This window comes from Paraburkholderia sp. IW21 (genome assembly GCF_041321145.1).
Taxonomy (GTDB): Bacteria; Pseudomonadota; Gammaproteobacteria; order Burkholderiales; family Burkholderiaceae; genus Paraburkholderia.
This window is the reverse complement of sequence record NZ_JBGGWA010000004.1, coordinates 35,598-52,601: the sequence shown is the minus strand read 5'-3', so window position 1 is coordinate 52,601 and position 17,004 is coordinate 35,598. Positions and strand designations below refer to the sequence as shown.

Genomic DNA, 17,004 nt, shown 5'->3' with positions numbered 1-17,004 from the left:
CGAACCAACGAAGGACCCAAACATGAGCACCACGCTCGATTCCACTGTCAATGCACCGCTCGCCAACACGGCGAACCGGATGGATCACCTCGATTGGCTCGAAGCCGAGTCGATTCACATCCTGCGCGAACTGGTCGCCGAATGCAGCAAGCCCGCGTTGCTGTTTTCGGGCGGCAAGGATTCGGTCGTGGTCCTGCACCTGGCGCTGAAGGCGTTCGGCATCGGCGCGAATCGCAAGACCGTGCTGCCGTTCCCGCTGGTGCATATCGACACCGGCCACAACTACGACGAAGTGATCGACTTTCGCGATCGCCGCGCGAAAGAGATCGGTGCTGAACTGGTGGTAGGCCACGTCGAAGATTCGATCAAACGCGGCACGGTACGTCTGCGCCGCGAATTGGATTCACGCAACGCGGCGCAAGCCGTGACGCTGCTCGAAACGATCGCCGAACACGAGTACACCGCGCTGATCGGCGGCGCGCGCCGCGACGAAGAAAAGGCCCGTGCGAAAGAACGGATCTTCTCGTTCCGCGACGAATTCGGCCAATGGGACCCGAAGGCACAGCGCCCGGAACTGTGGAGCCTGTATAACGCGCGTCTGCACAACGGCGAACACCTGCGCGTGTTCCCCATTTCGAACTGGACCGAACTCGACGTGTGGCAGTACATCGCCCGCGAACAGCTCGAACTGCCGTCGATCTACTACGCGCATCGACGCGAGATCGTGCGCCGTAATGGCTTGCTCGTGCCGGTTACGCCGCTCACGCCGATGCGTGAAGGCGAGACCAGCGAAACCGCGCTGGTGCGTTTCCGCACCGTGGGCGATATCAGCTGCACGTGCCCGGTGGAAAGCGACGCCGACGATCTCGAGAAGATCATCGCCGAAACGGCCGTGACCGAAATCACGGAACGCGGCGCGACGCGGATGGACGATCAGGTCTCCGAAGCCGCGATGGAACAGCGTAAGAAGCAAGGTTATTTCTAATGCGTGGGATCGGAGTAGACGCTGAAGCGCCAACTCCTGTCGACAGAGCGACAAGGAACATCATGAGTATTCATCAACCAGAAGACCTCGGCGTGCTGCGATTCATCACCGCGGGCAGCGTCGACGATGGCAAGAGCACGTTGATCGGCCGCCTGCTGTACGACAGCAAGGCTGTGTTGAGCGACCAGCTCTCGGCACTGTCGCGCGCGAAGAATAAGCGTACCGTTGGCGACGAAATCGATCTGTCGCTGCTGACCGACGGCCTCGAAGCCGAGCGCGAGCAAGGCATCACGATCGACGTCGCGTACCGTTACTTCGCGACCGCAAAGCGCAAGTTCATCATCGCCGACACGCCGGGCCACGAGCAGTACACGCGCAACATGGTGACAGGTGCGTCGACCGCGCACGCGGCGATTATCCTGGTCGACGCCACGCGTGTGACGTTTGTCGACGGCGTGGCGCAATTGCTGCCGCAAACCAAGCGTCATAGCGCGCTCGTGAAACTGCTCGGCCTGCAGCATGCGATCGTCGCGATCAACAAGATGGACCTGGTCGACTACAGCGAAACGCGCTTCAACGAGATTCGCGACGCGTATGTCGACCTCGCGCGTCAACTGGGTCTGAACGACGTGCGCTTCGTGCCGGTCTCGGCGCTCAAGGGCGACAACATCGTGACGGCCAGTGAAAGCATGCCGTGGTATGCGGGCGAGCCGCTGCTGGACTTGCTCGAAGCGTTGCCGGTTGAGGTTCCGACGGGCCAGGCGCTGCGTTTCCCCGTGCAATGGGTGGCACGTCAGGACGGCAGCCAGTCCGACGATTTCCGCGGCTACATGGGCCGTGTCGAAGCGGGCGAAGTGAGGGTCGGCGACACGATCGTCGTGCTCCCGGCTAACCGCGAAGCGACGGTTGCCGAGATCATCGCCCCGGTGGTGGGCGGTACGGCGCAAGTGGACCGCGCGTTTGCCGGTCAAACGGTGACGATTCGGCTGGCCGAAGACGTCGACGTGTCGCGTGGCGATACCTTTGTGCTGCGCGAAGCCGCACCGGAACCGGCGAAGAAGCTGGAGGCCGACCTGTGCTGGTTCGACGACACGCCGTTGTCCACGCAACGCAAGTATCTGTTGAAGCAGACTACCAACACGGTGTTCGCACGGATCGGTTCGATCAAGGAAGTGCTCGACGTGCATACGCTGTCGCAGGCGACCGATCGCAAGGAACTGGCGATGAACGACATCGGCCGCGTTGCGCTGACATTGCAGAAGCCGCTGGTGTGCGACGTGTACGACTCGCATCAGGGCACGGGCGCATTCGTGCTAATCGACGAAGCGACGCATCACACCGTCGCGGCCGGCATGATTCGGGCGTTTTCGGCGTAAGCGAGCGACGCGCAGCCGCGCGTCGCAGACGCCCTAACGAACAGGTTGAAGCAAATGGGTAAGGTTTATCTGATCGGCGCAGGGCCCGGTGCCGCGGACCTCATCACGGTGCGTGGGGCGCGGCTGCTGGGTACGGCGGAGGTGGTGCTGCATGACGCGCTTGTCGAGCCGGCAATGCTCGACTATGCGCCTGCTCACGCGCGGCGGATTGCTGTGGGCAAGCGGTGTGGGCAACTTTCTACGGCGCAGCAGTTCATCAACAAGCAGATTGTGGATGCGGCGCTTGAGCACGGTGTGGTGGTTCGTCTGAAGGGCGGCGATCCCATGTTGTTCGGGCGTGCCGATGAGGAGATGCGTGCGCTTGAAGCGGCGGGCATCGAATATGAGGTTGTGCCTGGCATCACTGCTGCGCTGGCTAGCGCAGCTTCGCTGAAGCGATCGCTGACCCTGCGAGGCGTGTCGCGCAGTGTTGCGTTGGCTACTTTTAGCCGGGCACCGGGGTCTGAGGAGATTCGCGAGCAGGTGAATGCGGATTCGCTCGTGTTTTATATGGGCCGCGATAGTGGGGTGGAAATTGCCCTGCAATTGATTGGCGCGGGGCGGGCTGCTTCTACGCCTGTGGCGATCGTTGAGGCTTGCAGTACGGAGCGCGAGCGGATGCTGACGTTGACGCTCGAGGAACTCGCTGCCGGGGACGCCCAGAGGTGGGTCGATGCCTCGCAGCCCAGTCTTGTGATGATCGGGGAGGCTTTTGCTGCCCGGCAGCGGGGCGTTGTGCGGTCTGCGGAGGGGATGTTAGTCGCGGCTTGAATGCTTTATTTTTGCCTGCTTGGCGGTTGTTGGTTGTGCTTTTTTTTTGTTGGCCTTTTCTTGTTTTGTTTGTGGTCTATTAGCGTCGCCCCTGTGCGGGGCGGCACCTACTTTTCTTTGCCTGCTGCAAAGAAAAGTAGGCAAAAGAAAGCAGCTCAAACCGCTAATACTAAGCGGCTCCCGCAGTCAGCGAATGGTAGTGGCTCCGTGGAATCTGTGTTCTCGTACATTCGGCGCTAGTGACAAGGGCGTCATACTTCCGGCGGCGCTGCGCGCGCCGAAGCGTCCTTCATAAAACCTTCTGCGTTTTGCGTTCGCGTTTTTCCCGACATCGTGACTCGCCGTTATATCGCCACTGCATGCGATTGCGACACACCTACATTTCATTCAGGGTGCGGGTTGACCCTTGAGTGCGGAAGCGCCACGCCGAGGCAAAGCAGAAGGCCTCCACCATCCTTAAACGAAGCCCTGGTTTCCCATGCAAACCCGTCCGCGACGCACGTAGTGCGGAGTGGGAGCTGATGACACCTTTGTCACTTGGGGTTGAAGGTACGAGGGCCCGGATTCCACGGGGCCACTGGCCCCTCCAAGCCGGGGGAGCCGCTTAGCATTAGCGGTTTGAGCTGCTTTCTTTTGCCTACTTTTCTTTGCAGCAGGCAAAGAAAAGTAGGTGCCGCCCCGCACAGGGGCAACGCTAATAGACCACTAACAAATCAAGAAAAGCCCAACACAAAAAGCCCCCCCAATCGCCGAGCAGGCAACCAACATCAAACCTGCCGCAGGCAATACTCCGCGACAGCGTCCAACACACCCTCATCCTCGCCAACTGCGACAGCACACCGAATCTCGACAGAAGGATGCAACCCACGACAGCGTTCAATCACCGCAGGTAGATCCTTCCTGATGTGCCCGCCTTGCCCAAAAAAAACAGGCACAACGGTGACCTCATCACACCCGTGGGCGACAAGTTCTCCCACAGCGGTGGGCAAATCCGGCTCCATCAACTCAAGAAAAGCCAACTTCACCGGCCCAGCCTCGGCGCCTGAAGCACGCGCAGCCCGCAGCTTGTCGGCGAGCCTCTCAAACGGCTCGCGCCAGCGCACATCCCTCGCGCCGTGCCCAAACAACACCATCCCATGCGTAGCCATGGCAAAGGCTCCTAATGGCGATCAACCCACTTCAACCCGACTAAACCGAGCACCAGGTACACCAGCCCTGGCGTTGCCGCGGTCAACGGCGCAGGCCACGTATTCAACGTGCCGATATGCGAGAACAGCGTATTGAACAGCTGGAAACTCATCCCCAGCATGATCCCGCCGAAAACCTTCACACCCACCACGCCCGCGCGCGTATGCAGATACGCAAACGGCAACGACAACACCAGCATCACGAACACCGCAAACGGATACAGCAGCTTGCGCCACAGCGCAATCTCATACCGCTGCGTGTCCTGATGATTCTCGGTCAAATGCTGGATATAGCGGAACAGGTTGAACATCGACATCCGGTCCGGCGACACCAGCAGCACGGACAGAATCTGCGGCGTCAGCTCCGAACGTAACGAATACGCGGGCAGCGCCACCTGCTTCGCGCGGTACACCGGGTTCAATGCATCGGCCGGCGTGCCGGGAGGAGGGGGCACGTCGATCAATTGCGTGTCGGTCACGCCAGTCAACTGCCAGTGGCCAGGCGGCTGATACGTGCCGCTTTGGGCGGTGCGCACGTTGGACAGGCGGAACTTCGAATCGAATTCGTAAATCCGGACGTTGCTGATCGTGGCGTCAGGCTTCAATTCGCCGACGTTCACGAAGCGCGTGACCTGTTCGCCGTCCGCACGCGCCGTGAGTGTGTCCTTCACCCACACGCCCGACTCGAAATTGCTCGATACCGACGACCCCAGCGCCTCTAGCCGCACGCGTTCCGACAACTGATCCGTGTACGGACCGACCACTTCGCCGATCAGGTAAGTCAGGAACACCAGCGGAATGCCGATCTTCATGAGCGAGCGCAGCGCCTGGTTCGTGGCGAGGCCGGACACGCGGAAAATCGTGTACTCGGAGTTCGCCGCCATCTGCGCGAACACGTAGATCGCGCTGATCAACGCGGCGACCGGAATGATTTCGTAAAAGCGCGACGGTGTTTGCAACGCGACACGCAGCACCGCGTACTGAAACTTGTAGTTGCCGTGGCCGACGGAGTTCAGTTCGTTGATCAGGTCGAAGAAGAAGAACAGACCCGAAAACGCGAACAGAATGAAGATGAACGTGAGGTAGACCTGACGCGCGAAGTACTTTTCATAGATGCGCATCGGTCACGCTCCCTGCGAACGGCGGAACATCGCCCGCGTGAATAGCGGCCGGTTGCGCACGCGCAGCCAGAAGATGAACACGACGATCGCCGCCACGATGGCATGCAGGCCCACCAGCCCAACCCCGAATGACATCTTGCCTTGCTCGATCCACGACTGCACCACGTTCAACAGATTCGAATACGTCAGATAGATCAGGACGGCCATCACCAGATTGATCGTGCGGCTGCGCCGCGGGTTCTGGTGCGCGAGCGGAATCGCCAGCAGCATCAGGTTGATGGCGATCAGCGGCAGGCCCGCGCGCCACGCGAATTCCGCGAGGTTCTCGTCGGTCGGGTTGCGCAGCAGCGTGAGCGTGGGCGTGCCGGTGGTGGTCGGCGTATTGATGACGGGCTGGCTCTGGATCTTCACGCCATAGCGTTCGAATTCCATGATGCGGAAATCGGGGTGCCCCGGCTCGCCGTCATAGCGGCGGCCGTTTTCGAGCACGACGAAGCGATCGCCATTCTTGTGCGTTTCGGTGTGGCCGGTTTTCGACACGACCACGTTCACCTTGCCGTTTTCCGTGCTGGTCACGAACACGTTCTCGACGCGCCCCTGGTCGGGCGACATCTTCTCGATGAAGAACACCCGGTGGCTGGTGGCCGACTCGCGGAATTGACCCGGCGCGAGCAGCGAGACTTCGTCGCGCTGCTGGAAGCGCGCGCGGATCAGCTTGCTCTGCTGGTTCGACCACGGCCAGCCGACGAACACGAAGAACATGATGAGAATGATGATCGGCGTGGCAAAAATACCGATCGGCTTGATGAAGCGGGTCAAACTGACGCCCGAGGCGAGCCAGACGACCATCTCGGAGTCTTTGTACCAGCGGGTCAGGACGAACAGGATCGACACGAACAGGGTCGCGACGAGCATGATCGCCAGGTAGCCGATCACGGTCAGGCCGATCAGGACCAGCACGTCGCGCGGGTCGATCTCGCCCGAGGCTGCGAAGCCGACGATGCGGATCATCATCGTTGTCAGCACGAGCGTGAGGAGAACCATGAACACGGCACCAGCCGTATACGCGAGTTCGCGCTGGAGGGAGCGTTCGAAGATCATTATTGATGATGAGAGGGGGCGCTCTCAGTGGCGGGCGGGTGGGTTCCCATCGCGCCTCCGGTGCAGCCGCCGCGGGAAAAATAGCGGATAATTGCGGCTTTCATCCTAAGCTCAGACTTTATCCGAGGACAAGCGCGATGGACTTTAGCATAAAAGCCTGTGATTGGACCAAAGGCTCGTCAAACGGTTTCCTGACCGGGAAATCGGATTGCATCGTAATCGGCGTGTTCGAGTCGCAAACGCTCTCGGGCGCTGCGCTGGAGATCGACGCGGCCACCAAGGGCCTGCTGACTCGCATCATCAAGGCGGGCGATATGGACGGCAAGGCCGGCACCTCGCTGTTCCTGCACGAAGTCTCAGGCATCGGCGCTTCACGGGTGCTGCTGGTCGGCCTCGGCAAGCAGGATGCTTTCAGCCAGAAAGCGTACGGCGAAGCCGTGCGGGCCGCCTGGCGCGCATTGCTCACCACCAAGATCGTCCAGGTCACCTTCACGCTCGCCCAGCTGCCGATTCTCGAACGCTCGGCCGATTGGGGCGTGCGCGCCGCGATCCTCGCGCTGCGCGAGTTGACGTACCGCTTCACGCAGATGAAGAGCAAGCCGGACAATTCGCCGCGTGCATTGAAGCGCATCGTCTTCAGCGTCAATAGCGGCGACGAGAAGGCCGCCAAGCTGGCCGCGAAGCAGGGCGCAGCGCTTGCCAACGGCATGGACCTGACGCGCGACCTCGGCAACCTGCCGAGCAACGTCTGCACCCCCACCTACCTCGCCAACACGGCCAAAAAGCTCGCCAAAGACTGGAAGCTGAAGCTCGAAGTGCTCGGCGAGAAGCAGTGCGAGGCGCTCAAGATGGGCTCGTTCCTGTCGGTCACGGCAGGCTCGGTCGAACCGGCTCAGTTCATCGTGCTGCAGTACCACGGCGGCGCCGCGAAAGCCGCGCCGGTGGTGCTGGTCGGCAAGGGCGTCACGTTCGACACGGGCGGCATTTCGTTGAAGCCGGGTGAGGGCATGGACGAGATGAAGTACGACATGTGCGGCGCCGGTTCGGTGCTGGGCACGTTGCGCGCCGTCGCTGAAATGGGCTTGAAAATCAACGTGGTCGGCATCATTCCGGCGGTTGAAAACATGCCGTCGGCTACGGCTACCAAGCCGGGCGACATCGTTACCAGCATGAAGGGCTTGACGATCGAAGTGCTCAACACGGACGCCGAAGGCCGGCTGATCCTGTGCGACGCGCTGACCTACGCCGAGCGTTTCAAGCCGGCCGCGGTGATCGACATCGCCACGCTGACAGGCGCCTGCATCATCGCGCTGGGTCATCACAACAGCGCGCTGTTCTCGAAAGACGACGCGCTGGCGGGCGAGTTGCTCGACGCATCGCGTGAAGCATCCGACCCGGCCTGGCGCTTGCCGCTCGACGACGAGTATCAGGATCAGCTCAAGTCGAACTTCGCGGACATGGCCAACATCGGCGGCCGTCCGGCCGGCAGCGTGACAGCGGCATGCTTCCTGTCGCGCTTCACTGAAGCGTATCCGTGGGCCCACCTGGACATCGCCGGCACCGCATGGAAGAGCGGCGCGGCGAAGGGCGCGACCGGCCGCCCAGTGCCGTTGCTCGCGCAGTTCCTGATCGATCGGGCCGCGGACGGTAGGGCCGCTGACGGTCGCGCCGCACAATGACGCATTGCAGTAAGGTTGCGGGCGCAGTCGTAGACGCAAGGCGGACCCGCCGATGACCAGAATCGACTTTCACTCGAACGTCGGCGATTCGCTGCTGTATGCGTGCCGCCTGATTCGCAAGGCGTATCAGGCGGGCCAGCCGACCGTCGTGCTGGCCGAGCCCGCGCGGCTGCGGGCTTTCGACGAACAGCTGTGGACGTTTTCTCCACTCGACTTCGTGCCGCACTGCATGGCGGGCACGCCGCTCGCCTTGCAAACCCCCATCGTGCTGGCCTCGAACCTCGATGATGTGCCGCACCATCAGGTGCTGCTCAATCTCGGCGCTGCGGTGCCGGCGCAGTTCGCGCGCTTCGAAAGATTGCTGGAAGTGGTCGGTAACGCACACGACGAACTCACGGCGGGCCGCGAACGCTATCGTTTCTACCGCGATCGCGGCTATGCTTTGAACAACTACAAGCAAGGCAGCTAGCTCTCGTTCCGACCGCGTCGCGTGGTGTTTTGTCGTATGGATTCGACGCGTACGCGGCCGGCTTTAAGCATCGCACTCAAACACGGAGAGCGCACGTGTCCGATCCCAACGATAGTTCGATCCCGGTTCTGCACGAGATTCTCGTACCGGGCCATCCCGACCAGGCGCGCCATGCGCCGAGCGGTGCGGCGGCGCCGGCTACACAGCCGGTGTTCGATCCCGAGACCGCGCAGGAACCTGTCTTCGCGCCGGAACCCAAAGGCGTTCCGGAGCCGGTGCTCTCGCCAGAACCCTTACATGCGCCGGAACCCACGTTTGTGCCGGAGCCCGTGCATCCGCAGGACCCCCCGCGCCTGCCAGAGCTGTTGCATCCGGCAGAATCCGTTCATCCGAAAAAGCGCTCGAAGGCACATCACGTCGTCGATCACGGGCACGGACATGAGCCCGCGTTCGCGCCGTCAGCGGACGTCTTCGATCGGGCTGAACCGCTGGCGCCCGCCGAGGCGGGCGCCAGCGTGCCGCCGGACATCGCTCACGAAGCGCTCGCACAGCAGCAGTCGAATCTCGATGCCGATGCCATCGCCGAACGTCTGCGCGGACGGTTCGCGGGGTTTTTGACGGGCGACGGGCGCGGCATCATCGAAGCACGCTGTCGCGATGCCTTGCAGGATCACACTTCATGGCTCGTGAACCAGATCACGCGCGAAGTGGCGCTGGCTTTGGAGAGCGAATTGACCGGCTGGGTGCGGGAAGCGGTGGAACAAGAGATCGTGCGGCGCTCGGGCAGCGCTTAACCATGGGAGGGCGCCCTCATTCAGACGCGTTCATTTGAGCGTCAATATCCAGCTCGCCAGTGTGGCCGCCTGATCGGGCGTGAGTTGCGTATTCGCGGGCATCGGGACCGGGCCCCACACCCCCGTGCTGCCGTCCAGAATCTTGTGCCTCAGATAAGTGGCGGCGTCTTCACGGCCGGCATATTTCGCCGCGACGTCGTGCAGCGCCGGTCCCATGAAGGGACGTGTCACCGAGTGGCAGCTCATGCAATTCTGCTGCTGGGCAAGCGCGAGGCCGGCGGGCGTCTCCGCGTGCGCCGCCGGGCTGCCGGCGCTTAGCGTAGCGCCCAGCACACAGGCCACTGCGAGCACTGCATACGACATTGATTTCATTCTGGTCTCCGTCGGTGCAGGTGCCCGACTCGTGGTGCACGCATTATAAAAGGAAAGGGACGCACGGTTTCCCGTGCGCCCCTTTGCGCTTTTACGTAGCTTATGCAGCCTCGAGCGGTGCTTCGGATCCGCCCCATTGACCGAGGCAAATCAGCCTGCCCGGTGCACGCTTAGCCCGTTACGGCGCCCTTGTTGGCCGGCAGCGCCAACGCGGAGTACTTCGCCAGCACGCCACGCGTGTAACGCGGCTTCGGTGCTTGCCATGCCGCGCGACGGCGTTCGATTTCGGCGTCGTCGACGTTCAGTTGCAGGAGCAGCCGGTGCGCGTCGATCGTGATCGAGTCACCTTCGTGCACGAACGCGATCGTACCGCCCACGAACGCTTCCGGCGCGACGTGGCCGACCACCATGCCCCACGTGCCGCCCGAGAAGCGGCCGTCGGTAATCAGGCCGACGGTTTCGCCGAGACCCTTGCCGATGATCGCCGAGGTCGGCGCGAGCATTTCCGGCATGCCGGGGCCGCCCTTCGGGCCGAGGTAGCGCAGCACCACCACGTCGCCGGCGACGATCCTGTCGGCCAGAATCGCTTCCAGCGCGCTTTGCTCGTCGTCGAACACGCGGGCCGGGCCCGTGATGACCGGGTTCTTCAATCCGGTGATCTTGGCGACCGCGCCGTCGACCGCCAGGTTGCCCTTCAAGATCGCCAGGTGGCCTTCCTTGTACAGCGCCTGCTCGATCGGGAAAATCACTTGCTGATCGGCGCGCGGCTTGCTCGGCACGTCCTTCAGTTCTTCGGCGATCGTCTTGCCGGTGATGGTCATGCAGTCGCCATGCAACAAACCTGCGTCGAGCAGGATCTTCATGACTTGCGGAATGCCGCCTGCCTTGTGCAGATCGGTCGCCACGAACTGGCCCGACGGCTTCAGGTTGCAGATCACCGGTACTTTCTTACGCATGCGCTCGAAGTCTTCGATGGTCCATTCCACTTCGGCCGCGTGGGCGATAGCCAGGAAGTGCAGCACGGCGTTGGTCGAGCCGCCCGTGGCCATGAGCACGGCCACCGAGTTTTCGATCGACTTCCTTGTGACGATGTCGCGCGGCTTCAGATCCTTCTTGACCGCTTCGACCAGCACGCGTGCCGATTCGGCTGCCGAGTCGACCTTTTCCTGGTCGGGGTTGGCCATCGTCGACGAGTACAGCAGCGACATGCCGAGTGCTTCGAACGACGAGCTCATCGTGTTGGCGGTGTACATGCCGCCGCACGAACCCGTGGACGGGCACGCGTTCTTTTCGACCCCTTCGAAATCTTCCTGCGACATCCGGCCGGCCGTGAATTCGCCCACTGCTTCGAATGACGACACGATCGTCAGGTCGGTGCCCTTCCAGTTGCCCGGGCGGATCGTGCCGCCGTACACGTAGATGCTCGGCACGTTCGTGCGCAACATGCCGATCATGCCGCCCGGCATGTTCTTGTCGCAACCGCCGATCACAACGACGCCGTCCATCCACTGGCCCTGCACGCAGGTCTCGATACAGTCGGAGATGACTTCGCGCGACACGAGCGAGTACTTCATGCCCTCGGTACCCATCGACATGCCGTCCGAGATCGTCGGCGTGCCGAAGATCTGCGGATTCGCGTCGGCGCCCTTGACTGCGGCGACCGCCGCGTCGGCCAGACGCTGCAGGCCGGCGTTACACGGCGTGATGGTCGAGTGGCCGTTGGCGATGCCGATCATCGGCTTGTCGAAGTCGGCCTTTTCGTAGCCGAGTGCGTAGTACATCGAGCGGTTCGGCGAACGTGCCACGCCTTGCGTGATGTTCTTCGAACGACGGTTGTATGGCATGGGGAACTCCAATCTGATTGTTTTGATCCGTGCTGCGTGTTCGGGGCTCGGGTGCTGCCGCGGGTGCTGCGCCTACGCTGCCGATCCGCTTGGCGGCAGGTTAGCCGACGCGTCAGTCCAGTTTAGTGCCGACGCGTGGCGCAAGGATGCAGTTTTGCGAAGCGCGTGTCCAATATATTATTCAGCCTCGATTAGGTCGTAAAATGTATTAATCATGTTGCCTGCCATCCCCGACCTGCGCCAGTTGCGCTATTTCGTGACCGTCGCCGAAGAAAAGCACTTCGGGAGGGCGGCCGCGCGTCTGTCGATGACGCAGCCGCCCTTGTCGCAAGCGATTCGGGCGCTGGAGGAGACGCTTGGCGTCGAACTGTTCGCGCGCACCAAGCGCTCGGTCGAATTGACAGCGGTGGGCGCCGACCTGCTTCCCGAAGTGCAGCGCCTGCTGGCAAGCGCCGAGGGACTGCGGCCGATGGCGCAGAGTCTCGCGCGTGGCGAGGCGGGCGTGCTGTCGCTGGCTTTCGTCTCCACGGCCGATTACGGGCTGCTGCCGTTGCTGCTGCGTGATTTCGGCGCGCGCCATCCGCAGGTGCGCCTCGAATTGACCGAAGCCACCAGCGACGTGCAGGTGGACGAACTCGTGGCCGGGCGCATCGATGCGGGCCTCGTGATCGCGCCGCTGCCGTCGCGCCATGCCACCCAGCTGTCGTGGCTGCCGATCGCCCGCGAACCGCTCGTGATCGCGATGTCGACGGAAACGGCGGGGCGTGTGGACAACGCCGCGGGAACTCGCGCTGATCCGTATGCCGACCCGCACGCAGAGTGGCTGGACACGCCGATCAGCCTGCGCGATGTCGCCGATGCGCCCCTCGTGATCTTCCCAAGACGTTTGGCGCCAGGCTTTTATGACATCATTATGGATTGCTACGGCGTGGCGGGACTTGCGCCCCGGGTCGGCCAGGAGGCGATCCAGATGCAGACGATCGTAAGCCTCGTGTCGGCCGGCATGGGTGTCGCACTGGTGCCGCAATCGTTGCGTAATCTGCGCCGCACCGGCGTCGTGTACCGGCCGCTCTCCGAATCGGTGCCGGCGATCGAGACGGGACTGGTCTGGCGCACGGCGGAGGTGAGTCCGGTGCTGGCCGGCTTCATCGAGATTGTGCGTGCGCATGCGGCCACGCTCGAAACCCGGGGCGTTGCGCCCGGTGTGTAGGTTCGACGCCGCCGCGAACGCATTGCGTTCCGAACCGTCCAACGCATGCGCTGCATGGTGCGCAAACCGCTGCCTGCTACCGGAAGATCGCCTGGAAAACCCGCTTCTGAACCCGAACTGCCCATAACCCCATAACAATACGATGCTCATTCACCCGAATATTGACCCCATAGCCATTCATCTGGGGCCGGTCGCTGTGCGCTGGTACGGACTGATGTACCTCGTCGCGTTCGTCGCGGCGATTGTCGTCGGCCGGCTGCGGCTGCGTTTGCCGTATGTCGCCGCGCAAGGCTGGACCGTCAAGGATATCGACGACATGCTGTTCTATGGCGTGCTCGGAACGATTCTCGGCGGCCGGATCGGCTACGTGCTGTTCTACAAGGCAAGCTTTTACTTCGCGCATCCGCTCGACATCTTCAAGGTGTGGGAAGGCGGCATGTCGTTTCACGGCGGCTTTCTCGGCGTGACGCTGGCCATGGTGCTGTTCGCGTATCAGCGCAAACGCTCCTGGCTGCAGGTCACCGATTTCGTCGCGCCGATGGTGCCCACAGGGCTCGCGGCCGGCCGCCTCGGCAACTTCATCAACGGCGAGTTATGGGGTCGCGTGACCGATCCGGCGTCGCCGTGGGCGATGCTGTTTCCGGGCGCCGCACCCGACGACGCCACGTGGCTCACCGCGCATCCGCAACTGGCCGCGCAGTGGCATCTGAACGAAGTGTTCGCGCAATATCACATGCTGCCGCGGCATCCGTCGGAGTTGTATGAGATCGCGCTGGAAGGCGTGGCGCTGTTCTTCGTGCTGTTCTTCTTCTCGCGCAAACCGAAGCCCATGGGCGCGATCTCCGCGATGTTCCTGATTGGTTACGGCCTTGCACGTTTCACCGTCGAATTCGCGCGTGAGCCGGACGATTTCCTTGGGCTTCTGGCAATGGGCCTATCGATGGGCCAATGGCTCTCGCTGCCGATGATCGTCGTGGGGATCGGGCTATTGGTGTGGTCCTATCGCCGTGCGCGGCGTGAACCGGCACAGGCGGTCGGCGCCAATTGAACGCTGCGTTTTATCGTAGCCAATAAAAAAACCACGGCATGCCGTGGTTTTTTCGCTTACAGCTTCGAAGCAGTGCTTCTGGCGCAACAACGCGTTACTTCATCTGCACCGAGCCCGACACATTGACCGTTACAGTCGACGTGCCGCCTTCAAGCGGCACCGGTGCCGAGGCCTTCGCGTCGGCGCTCATTGCGCGCGCGCTCATCATCATCATCGGACGCGGCATGACTCCGTTGTGCCCGACGTTCACCTCGCGAATCGAATAGCCGCTGTAGCCGAACGCCTGTGCCGACGAAGCAGCTTGCTCACGGAACGACCTGATTGCCTCGCCGGTGAGCTTCTGCTCAGCGGCACGCTGCGCTTGCGGCGACAGTGAGAACTGCACGTTGCCGACTTGCATGATCGATGCCATCTGACCCGCGAGCTTCGACGCCGCAGCGAAGTCGTGCGATTCGAGCACGACCTCCGTACGCCCGCGCCATGCGGAAATGCGGCCGTCGCGATCAGTGGACGGATAGATCGAGAACGAACCCGTGCGGGCCGTCACACCGTTCACACCCTTGGCTTTCTGCAGCGCTGCATCGGCGCGCTGATTCAGCGTGGACGTGAGTGCCGACGGATCGCTCGCTTCCTGTTCATAGAACAGCGTGATATCGACGACGTCTTGCGGCACTTCCGCGCTTGCCTGTGCATTCAGCGACAGTACGCCCGCGGGCTGATACTGCGTCACGCCCTGCGCGCGGGCCATGGCCGGCGTCAGCGCGAGCGCGGCAGGAGCGGCGCATACGAGGGCGAGAGCAAGTGCTCGTGCGGTGTTTTTTGTCATTCCTGGACTCCTTGCTTGAAACAGGTTGTGCACGATGGGAGCGAACGCCGTGCAGTGGCACAACGTTTGCGAGTCCGTTAGGCGCTTGTAACCTGGGCTTGGTTCCCTAATTTGAGGTTTGCTTCAACGTGCGCCCTGGTGTGCGTGCCGGCATGCCTACGATTCAGCGACACCGTCTCGCATGTGCGTATGCAACCTTAAACAAGGCGCTTGGTGATGAAGCGCCATTCGGCTTCGCTCACCGGCGTGATCGACAGTCGGTTGCCTTTGGCGAGCACGCGCATGTCCTTCAATTCCTTATGCTCGCGCAACGCGGCCAACGGAATCAACGGGATTTTCTTCTTGAACACCACATCGACGAGCAGCCAGCGCGGCGTTTCCTGCGACGACTTCGGATCGTAGTAGGGGCTCTTCTTGTCGAATTGCGTGGGGTCCGGGTAGGCGGTGGACGATACCTCCGCGAGCCCCGCAATGCCGGGCTCCGGACAACTCGAGTGATAGAACAGTACGCCGTCGCCCACCTGCATCATGTCGCGCATGAAGTTGCGCGCCTGATAGTTGCGTACGCCGGTCCACGGCAACGTGTGTTGCGGTGCGTGGGCGAGATGATCGATGCTTGCTTCGTCCGGTTCGGACTTCATCAGCCAGTAGCGCATGAGTCGAGTTGAACGTTAAGAGGTTGAAGATGCAGAGGAAAAACGCGAGACCCAAAGAAAAACGGCACCGAACCGAAGTCCGATGCCGTTCTAAATAAGGTCCCCGCCTTAGCCGCTAGGCCGGCATCCTGAACCGGGGGTTCAGAATTGGTCGCAGTTAGCAGCACTTCGGGTACATCAGACAGAGTGACGCGCACACCCGTGCTACAAATTTCCACAACCGTGCACATGGCATTGGTTCAAGGAATATATGACCTTGGCGAACCAGGCAGGGAAGCTAAACCGATGAAGCTGAAACGATGAAACCCACCGAGTGAACCAAACGTTTGCTGAGTTTTCGCTCATGCATTTCGCTTGAATCCGCAGCCGGTCTCAGGACCGGCCTTTCGATATTTACTGCATGCTGTACTGCTGAATCACAGTACCCAGTTGTTCGTTCATTTGATGCATTGTACGCCGGATTTCCTCGGCGGGAAATGCTTCTCCGTGTCTCACGCTCGTTTGCAGCTTAAGCAGTTCCGATGCCAGCGACAGCGCAGCCATGACGGCAATGCGATCCGTGCCGCGTACGTTGCTGTTATTGCGGATCTTCGACATTTCGGCGTCGACGCGTGCCACCGCTTCAAGCAGCGCGCCTTCAGTTTCGGCCGAGCAGGCGAGACGATACGGTGCGCCGAGAATCGATACTTCGATCTGCTTGGTGGTCATGCATTTTCTCCATGGCGGGTGACGTCGCGCTCCGCTTCGACCTCGTGCGGTGCGGCCTCGAGCAGATCGAGCTGATTGTCCGGCTCGCTCTGCCCGCGGCCCCGCGGCAGCTTTTCGAGAATCGCATTCAGGCGGACCTGAGCGTCGTCGATCTTTGCCGACAGCGCATCACGTTCCGCTTGCAGCGCATCGCGCTCCTCGCGCATCAACGCGAGGTCGGTACGCGTGGCCTCTGCTTCGGCGCGCGTTTGGGCGAGCTGCTCTTCGAGCGCGAGTCGCGCGTCATTGTGGCGTTGGCTGATCGCGATCAGCTTGCCGATATTTTGTGAAAGTGTTTCGAGTTCGGTGAGCATCTGCTGCGTCCTCTAAAGACATTGCATTTTAGCGCGGAATGTCGCAGGTTCCGACAATTGTCTCGTTTCGAGACGTAACAACATCGCTTTGTGCAGGCTTTTATCGACCCTATGACGAAAAACACCTCGCGCATCGGACAATAACCTGCCCTTAACAGAACAGATCGGGCAGGGTTCGACCGTTCTTGACGGGTCCGAAGGCCGCTTCTAAACTGGCCGCACTTTGGTGCCCGCGCGCGCTTTCAACAGTGCGCGCAGTTAAACGGGAAGCAGGGCGCGGCGTTCGCCTGAACGCGCGAACCTGCGCTGCCCCCGCAACGGTAAGCGACCGCATTCGTCGTGCAGGTCGGTCCTGATTGTGTGTTCGACGCTGAACATGCGAGTGTGCCACTGCGCGTCACGCGTGGGAAGGTGGGATCGATATGTCGCCAGCCCGGATACCGGCCAGAGGGAGAGGGTTGTCTC

General features: G+C 61.8%; 17 protein-coding genes, 1 other RNA gene and 1 riboswitch. Of the genes, 8 read left to right on the top strand and 10 right to left on the bottom strand.

Annotated features, from left to right (window positions below):
• The first annotated feature begins 22 nt into the window (after positions 1-22).
• Genes cysD through cobA form a run of 3 tightly spaced genes read left to right on the top strand, consistent with a single transcriptional unit; the run spans position 23 to position 3,171 of the window.
• Positions 23-985, top strand: a complete 963-nt coding sequence (gene cysD, locus ACAX43_RS10685; protein WP_370708373.1) for a sulfate adenylyltransferase subunit CysD — start codon at positions 23-25, stop codon at positions 983-985.
• A gap of 59 nt (positions 986-1,044) precedes the next feature.
• Positions 1,045-2,361 (top strand): sulfate adenylyltransferase subunit 1, encoded by a 1,317-nt coding sequence (locus ACAX43_RS10680; RefSeq protein WP_370708837.1) that lies wholly within the window; start codon positions 1,045-1,047, stop codon positions 2,359-2,361.
• Positions 2,362-2,415: 54 nt separating this feature from the next.
• Positions 2,416-3,171 carry a uroporphyrinogen-III C-methyltransferase gene (cobA, locus tag ACAX43_RS10675; protein ID WP_370708372.1) on the top strand — a complete coding sequence of 252 codons (756 nt, stop codon included), beginning with the start codon at positions 2,416-2,418 and terminating at the stop codon, positions 3,169-3,171.
• 767 nt (positions 3,172-3,938) lie between these two features.
• Here the strand turns inward: cobA and ACAX43_RS10670 are convergent.
• From ACAX43_RS10670 to lptF, 3 genes are read right to left on the bottom strand one after another with little or no spacing between them, the layout of a single operon-like run.
• The gene (locus ACAX43_RS10670; RefSeq protein ID WP_370708371.1) at positions 3,939-4,319 is read right to left on the bottom strand and encodes a sirohydrochlorin chelatase; all 381 of its coding nucleotides are present in this window, start codon (positions 4,317-4,319) and stop codon (positions 3,939-3,941) included.
• Between the two features lie 11 nt (positions 4,320-4,330).
• Positions 4,331-5,479, bottom strand: coding sequence for an LPS export ABC transporter permease LptG (lptG, locus tag ACAX43_RS10665; protein ID WP_370708370.1), 1,149 nt, complete (start codon positions 5,477-5,479; stop codon positions 4,331-4,333).
• Positions 5,480-5,482: 3 nt separating this feature from the next.
• Positions 5,483-6,580 carry an LPS export ABC transporter permease LptF gene (gene lptF, locus ACAX43_RS10660; RefSeq protein WP_370708369.1) on the bottom strand — a complete coding sequence of 366 codons (1,098 nt, stop codon included), beginning with the start codon at positions 6,578-6,580 and terminating at the stop codon, positions 5,483-5,485.
• Positions 6,581-6,717: 137 nt separating this feature from the next.
• Here lptF and ACAX43_RS10655 point away from each other — a divergent pair, with 137 nt between their 5' ends.
• The 3 genes from ACAX43_RS10655 (at position 6,718) to ACAX43_RS10645 (ending at position 9,522) form a co-directional block, all read left to right on the top strand.
• Entirely contained in the window at positions 6,718-8,259 is a 1,542-nt protein-coding gene (locus ACAX43_RS10655) for a leucyl aminopeptidase (protein ID WP_370708368.1), read from the top strand.
• A 52-nt stretch (positions 8,260-8,311) separates the two neighbouring features.
• Positions 8,312-8,728, top strand: coding sequence for a DNA polymerase III subunit chi (locus ACAX43_RS10650; protein WP_370708367.1), 417 nt, complete (start codon positions 8,312-8,314; stop codon positions 8,726-8,728).
• Positions 8,729-8,823: 95 nt separating this feature from the next.
• Positions 8,824-9,522, top strand: coding sequence for a DUF2486 family protein (locus ACAX43_RS10645; protein ID WP_370708366.1), 699 nt, complete (start codon positions 8,824-8,826; stop codon positions 9,520-9,522).
• Between the two features lie 30 nt (positions 9,523-9,552).
• On the opposite strand, the gene ACAX43_RS10640 is transcribed toward ACAX43_RS10645, so the two are convergent.
• Together ACAX43_RS10640 and ilvD are read right to left on the bottom strand one after the other, a co-directional pair.
• Positions 9,553-9,894 (bottom strand): c-type cytochrome, encoded by a 342-nt coding sequence (locus ACAX43_RS10640; protein WP_370708365.1) that lies wholly within the window; start codon positions 9,892-9,894, stop codon positions 9,553-9,555.
• Between the two features lie 170 nt (positions 9,895-10,064).
• Positions 10,065-11,738: a dihydroxy-acid dehydratase gene (ilvD, locus tag ACAX43_RS10635; RefSeq protein ID WP_370708364.1), complete on the bottom strand. Its 1,674-nt coding sequence runs from the start codon at positions 11,736-11,738 to the stop codon at positions 10,065-10,067.
• A 214-nt stretch (positions 11,739-11,952) separates the two neighbouring features.
• Between ilvD and ACAX43_RS10630 the strand changes: the two genes are divergently transcribed.
• Together ACAX43_RS10630 and lgt are read left to right on the top strand one after the other, a co-directional pair.
• Positions 11,953-12,948, top strand: coding sequence for a LysR family transcriptional regulator (locus tag ACAX43_RS10630; RefSeq protein WP_370708363.1), 996 nt, complete (start codon positions 11,953-11,955; stop codon positions 12,946-12,948).
• 142 nt (positions 12,949-13,090) lie between these two features.
• A complete protein-coding gene (gene lgt, locus ACAX43_RS10625) occupies positions 13,091-13,996 on the top strand; it encodes a prolipoprotein diacylglyceryl transferase (RefSeq protein ID WP_370708362.1) in 906 nt (301 codons plus the stop codon).
• 94 nt (positions 13,997-14,090) lie between these two features.
• Here the strand turns inward: lgt and ACAX43_RS10620 are convergent, their stop codons facing one another.
• The 5 genes from ACAX43_RS10620 to ACAX43_RS10600 form a co-directional block, all read right to left on the bottom strand.
• Positions 14,091-14,822, bottom strand: a complete 732-nt coding sequence (locus tag ACAX43_RS10620; RefSeq protein WP_370708361.1) for an SIMPL domain-containing protein — start codon at positions 14,820-14,822, stop codon at positions 14,091-14,093.
• A 197-nt stretch (positions 14,823-15,019) separates the two neighbouring features.
• Positions 15,020-15,478 (bottom strand): EVE domain-containing protein, encoded by a 459-nt coding sequence (locus tag ACAX43_RS10615; RefSeq protein ID WP_370708360.1) that lies wholly within the window; start codon positions 15,476-15,478, stop codon positions 15,020-15,022.
• Positions 15,479-15,574: 96 nt separating this feature from the next.
• Positions 15,575-15,756, bottom strand: a non-coding RNA gene (gene ssrS / locus ACAX43_RS10610) — 6S RNA.
• A gap of 115 nt (positions 15,757-15,871) precedes the next feature.
• Entirely contained in the window at positions 15,872-16,186 is a 315-nt protein-coding gene (locus ACAX43_RS10605) for a cell division protein ZapA (protein WP_370708359.1), read from the bottom strand.
• The gene (locus tag ACAX43_RS10600) at positions 16,183-16,539 is read right to left on the bottom strand and encodes an ATPase (protein WP_370708358.1); all 357 of its coding nucleotides are present in this window, start codon (positions 16,537-16,539) and stop codon (positions 16,183-16,185) included. The genes ACAX43_RS10605 and ACAX43_RS10600 overlap by 4 nt, the downstream gene beginning before the upstream one ends.
• Positions 16,540-16,746: 207 nt before the next feature.
• Positions 16,747-17,003: riboswitch (cobalamin riboswitch) on the top strand.
• Position 17,004 lies beyond the last annotated feature (1 nt).

Excerpts from the sequence above, each read along its gene's own strand:
- cysD (WP_370708373.1), top strand. The coding sequence starts at position 23 with ATGAGCACCACGCTCGATTCCACTGTCAATGCACCGCTCGCCAACACG.
- cobA (WP_370708372.1), top strand. The coding sequence starts at position 2,416 with ATGGGTAAGGTTTATCTGATCGGCGCAGGGCCCGGTGCCGCGGACCTC.
- ACAX43_RS10670 (WP_370708371.1), bottom strand. The coding sequence starts at position 4,319 with ATGGCTACGCATGGGATGGTGTTGTTTGGGCACGGCGCGAGGGATGTG.
- lptG (WP_370708370.1), bottom strand. The coding sequence starts at position 5,479 with ATGCGCATCTATGAAAAGTACTTCGCGCGTCAGGTCTACCTCACGTTC.
- lptF (WP_370708369.1), bottom strand. The coding sequence starts at position 6,580 with ATGATCTTCGAACGCTCCCTCCAGCGCGAACTCGCGTATACGGCTGGT.
- ACAX43_RS10655 (WP_370708368.1), top strand. The coding sequence starts at position 6,718 with ATGGACTTTAGCATAAAAGCCTGTGATTGGACCAAAGGCTCGTCAAAC.
- ACAX43_RS10650 (WP_370708367.1), top strand. The coding sequence starts at position 8,312 with ATGACCAGAATCGACTTTCACTCGAACGTCGGCGATTCGCTGCTGTAT.
- ACAX43_RS10640 (WP_370708365.1), bottom strand. The coding sequence starts at position 9,894 with ATGAAATCAATGTCGTATGCAGTGCTCGCAGTGGCCTGTGTGCTGGGC.
- ilvD (WP_370708364.1), bottom strand. The coding sequence starts at position 11,738 with ATGCCATACAACCGTCGTTCGAAGAACATCACGCAAGGCGTGGCACGT.
- ACAX43_RS10630 (WP_370708363.1), top strand. The coding sequence starts at position 11,953 with ATGTTGCCTGCCATCCCCGACCTGCGCCAGTTGCGCTATTTCGTGACC.
- lgt (WP_370708362.1), top strand. The coding sequence starts at position 13,091 with ATGCTCATTCACCCGAATATTGACCCCATAGCCATTCATCTGGGGCCG.
- ACAX43_RS10620 (WP_370708361.1), bottom strand. The coding sequence starts at position 14,822 with ATGACAAAAAACACCGCACGAGCACTTGCTCTCGCCCTCGTATGCGCC.
- ACAX43_RS10615 (WP_370708360.1), bottom strand. The coding sequence starts at position 15,478 with ATGCGCTACTGGCTGATGAAGTCCGAACCGGACGAAGCAAGCATCGAT.
- ACAX43_RS10605 (WP_370708359.1), bottom strand. The coding sequence starts at position 16,186 with ATGACCACCAAGCAGATCGAAGTATCGATTCTCGGCGCACCGTATCGT.
- ACAX43_RS10600 (WP_370708358.1), bottom strand. The coding sequence starts at position 16,539 with ATGCTCACCGAACTCGAAACACTTTCACAAAATATCGGCAAGCTGATC.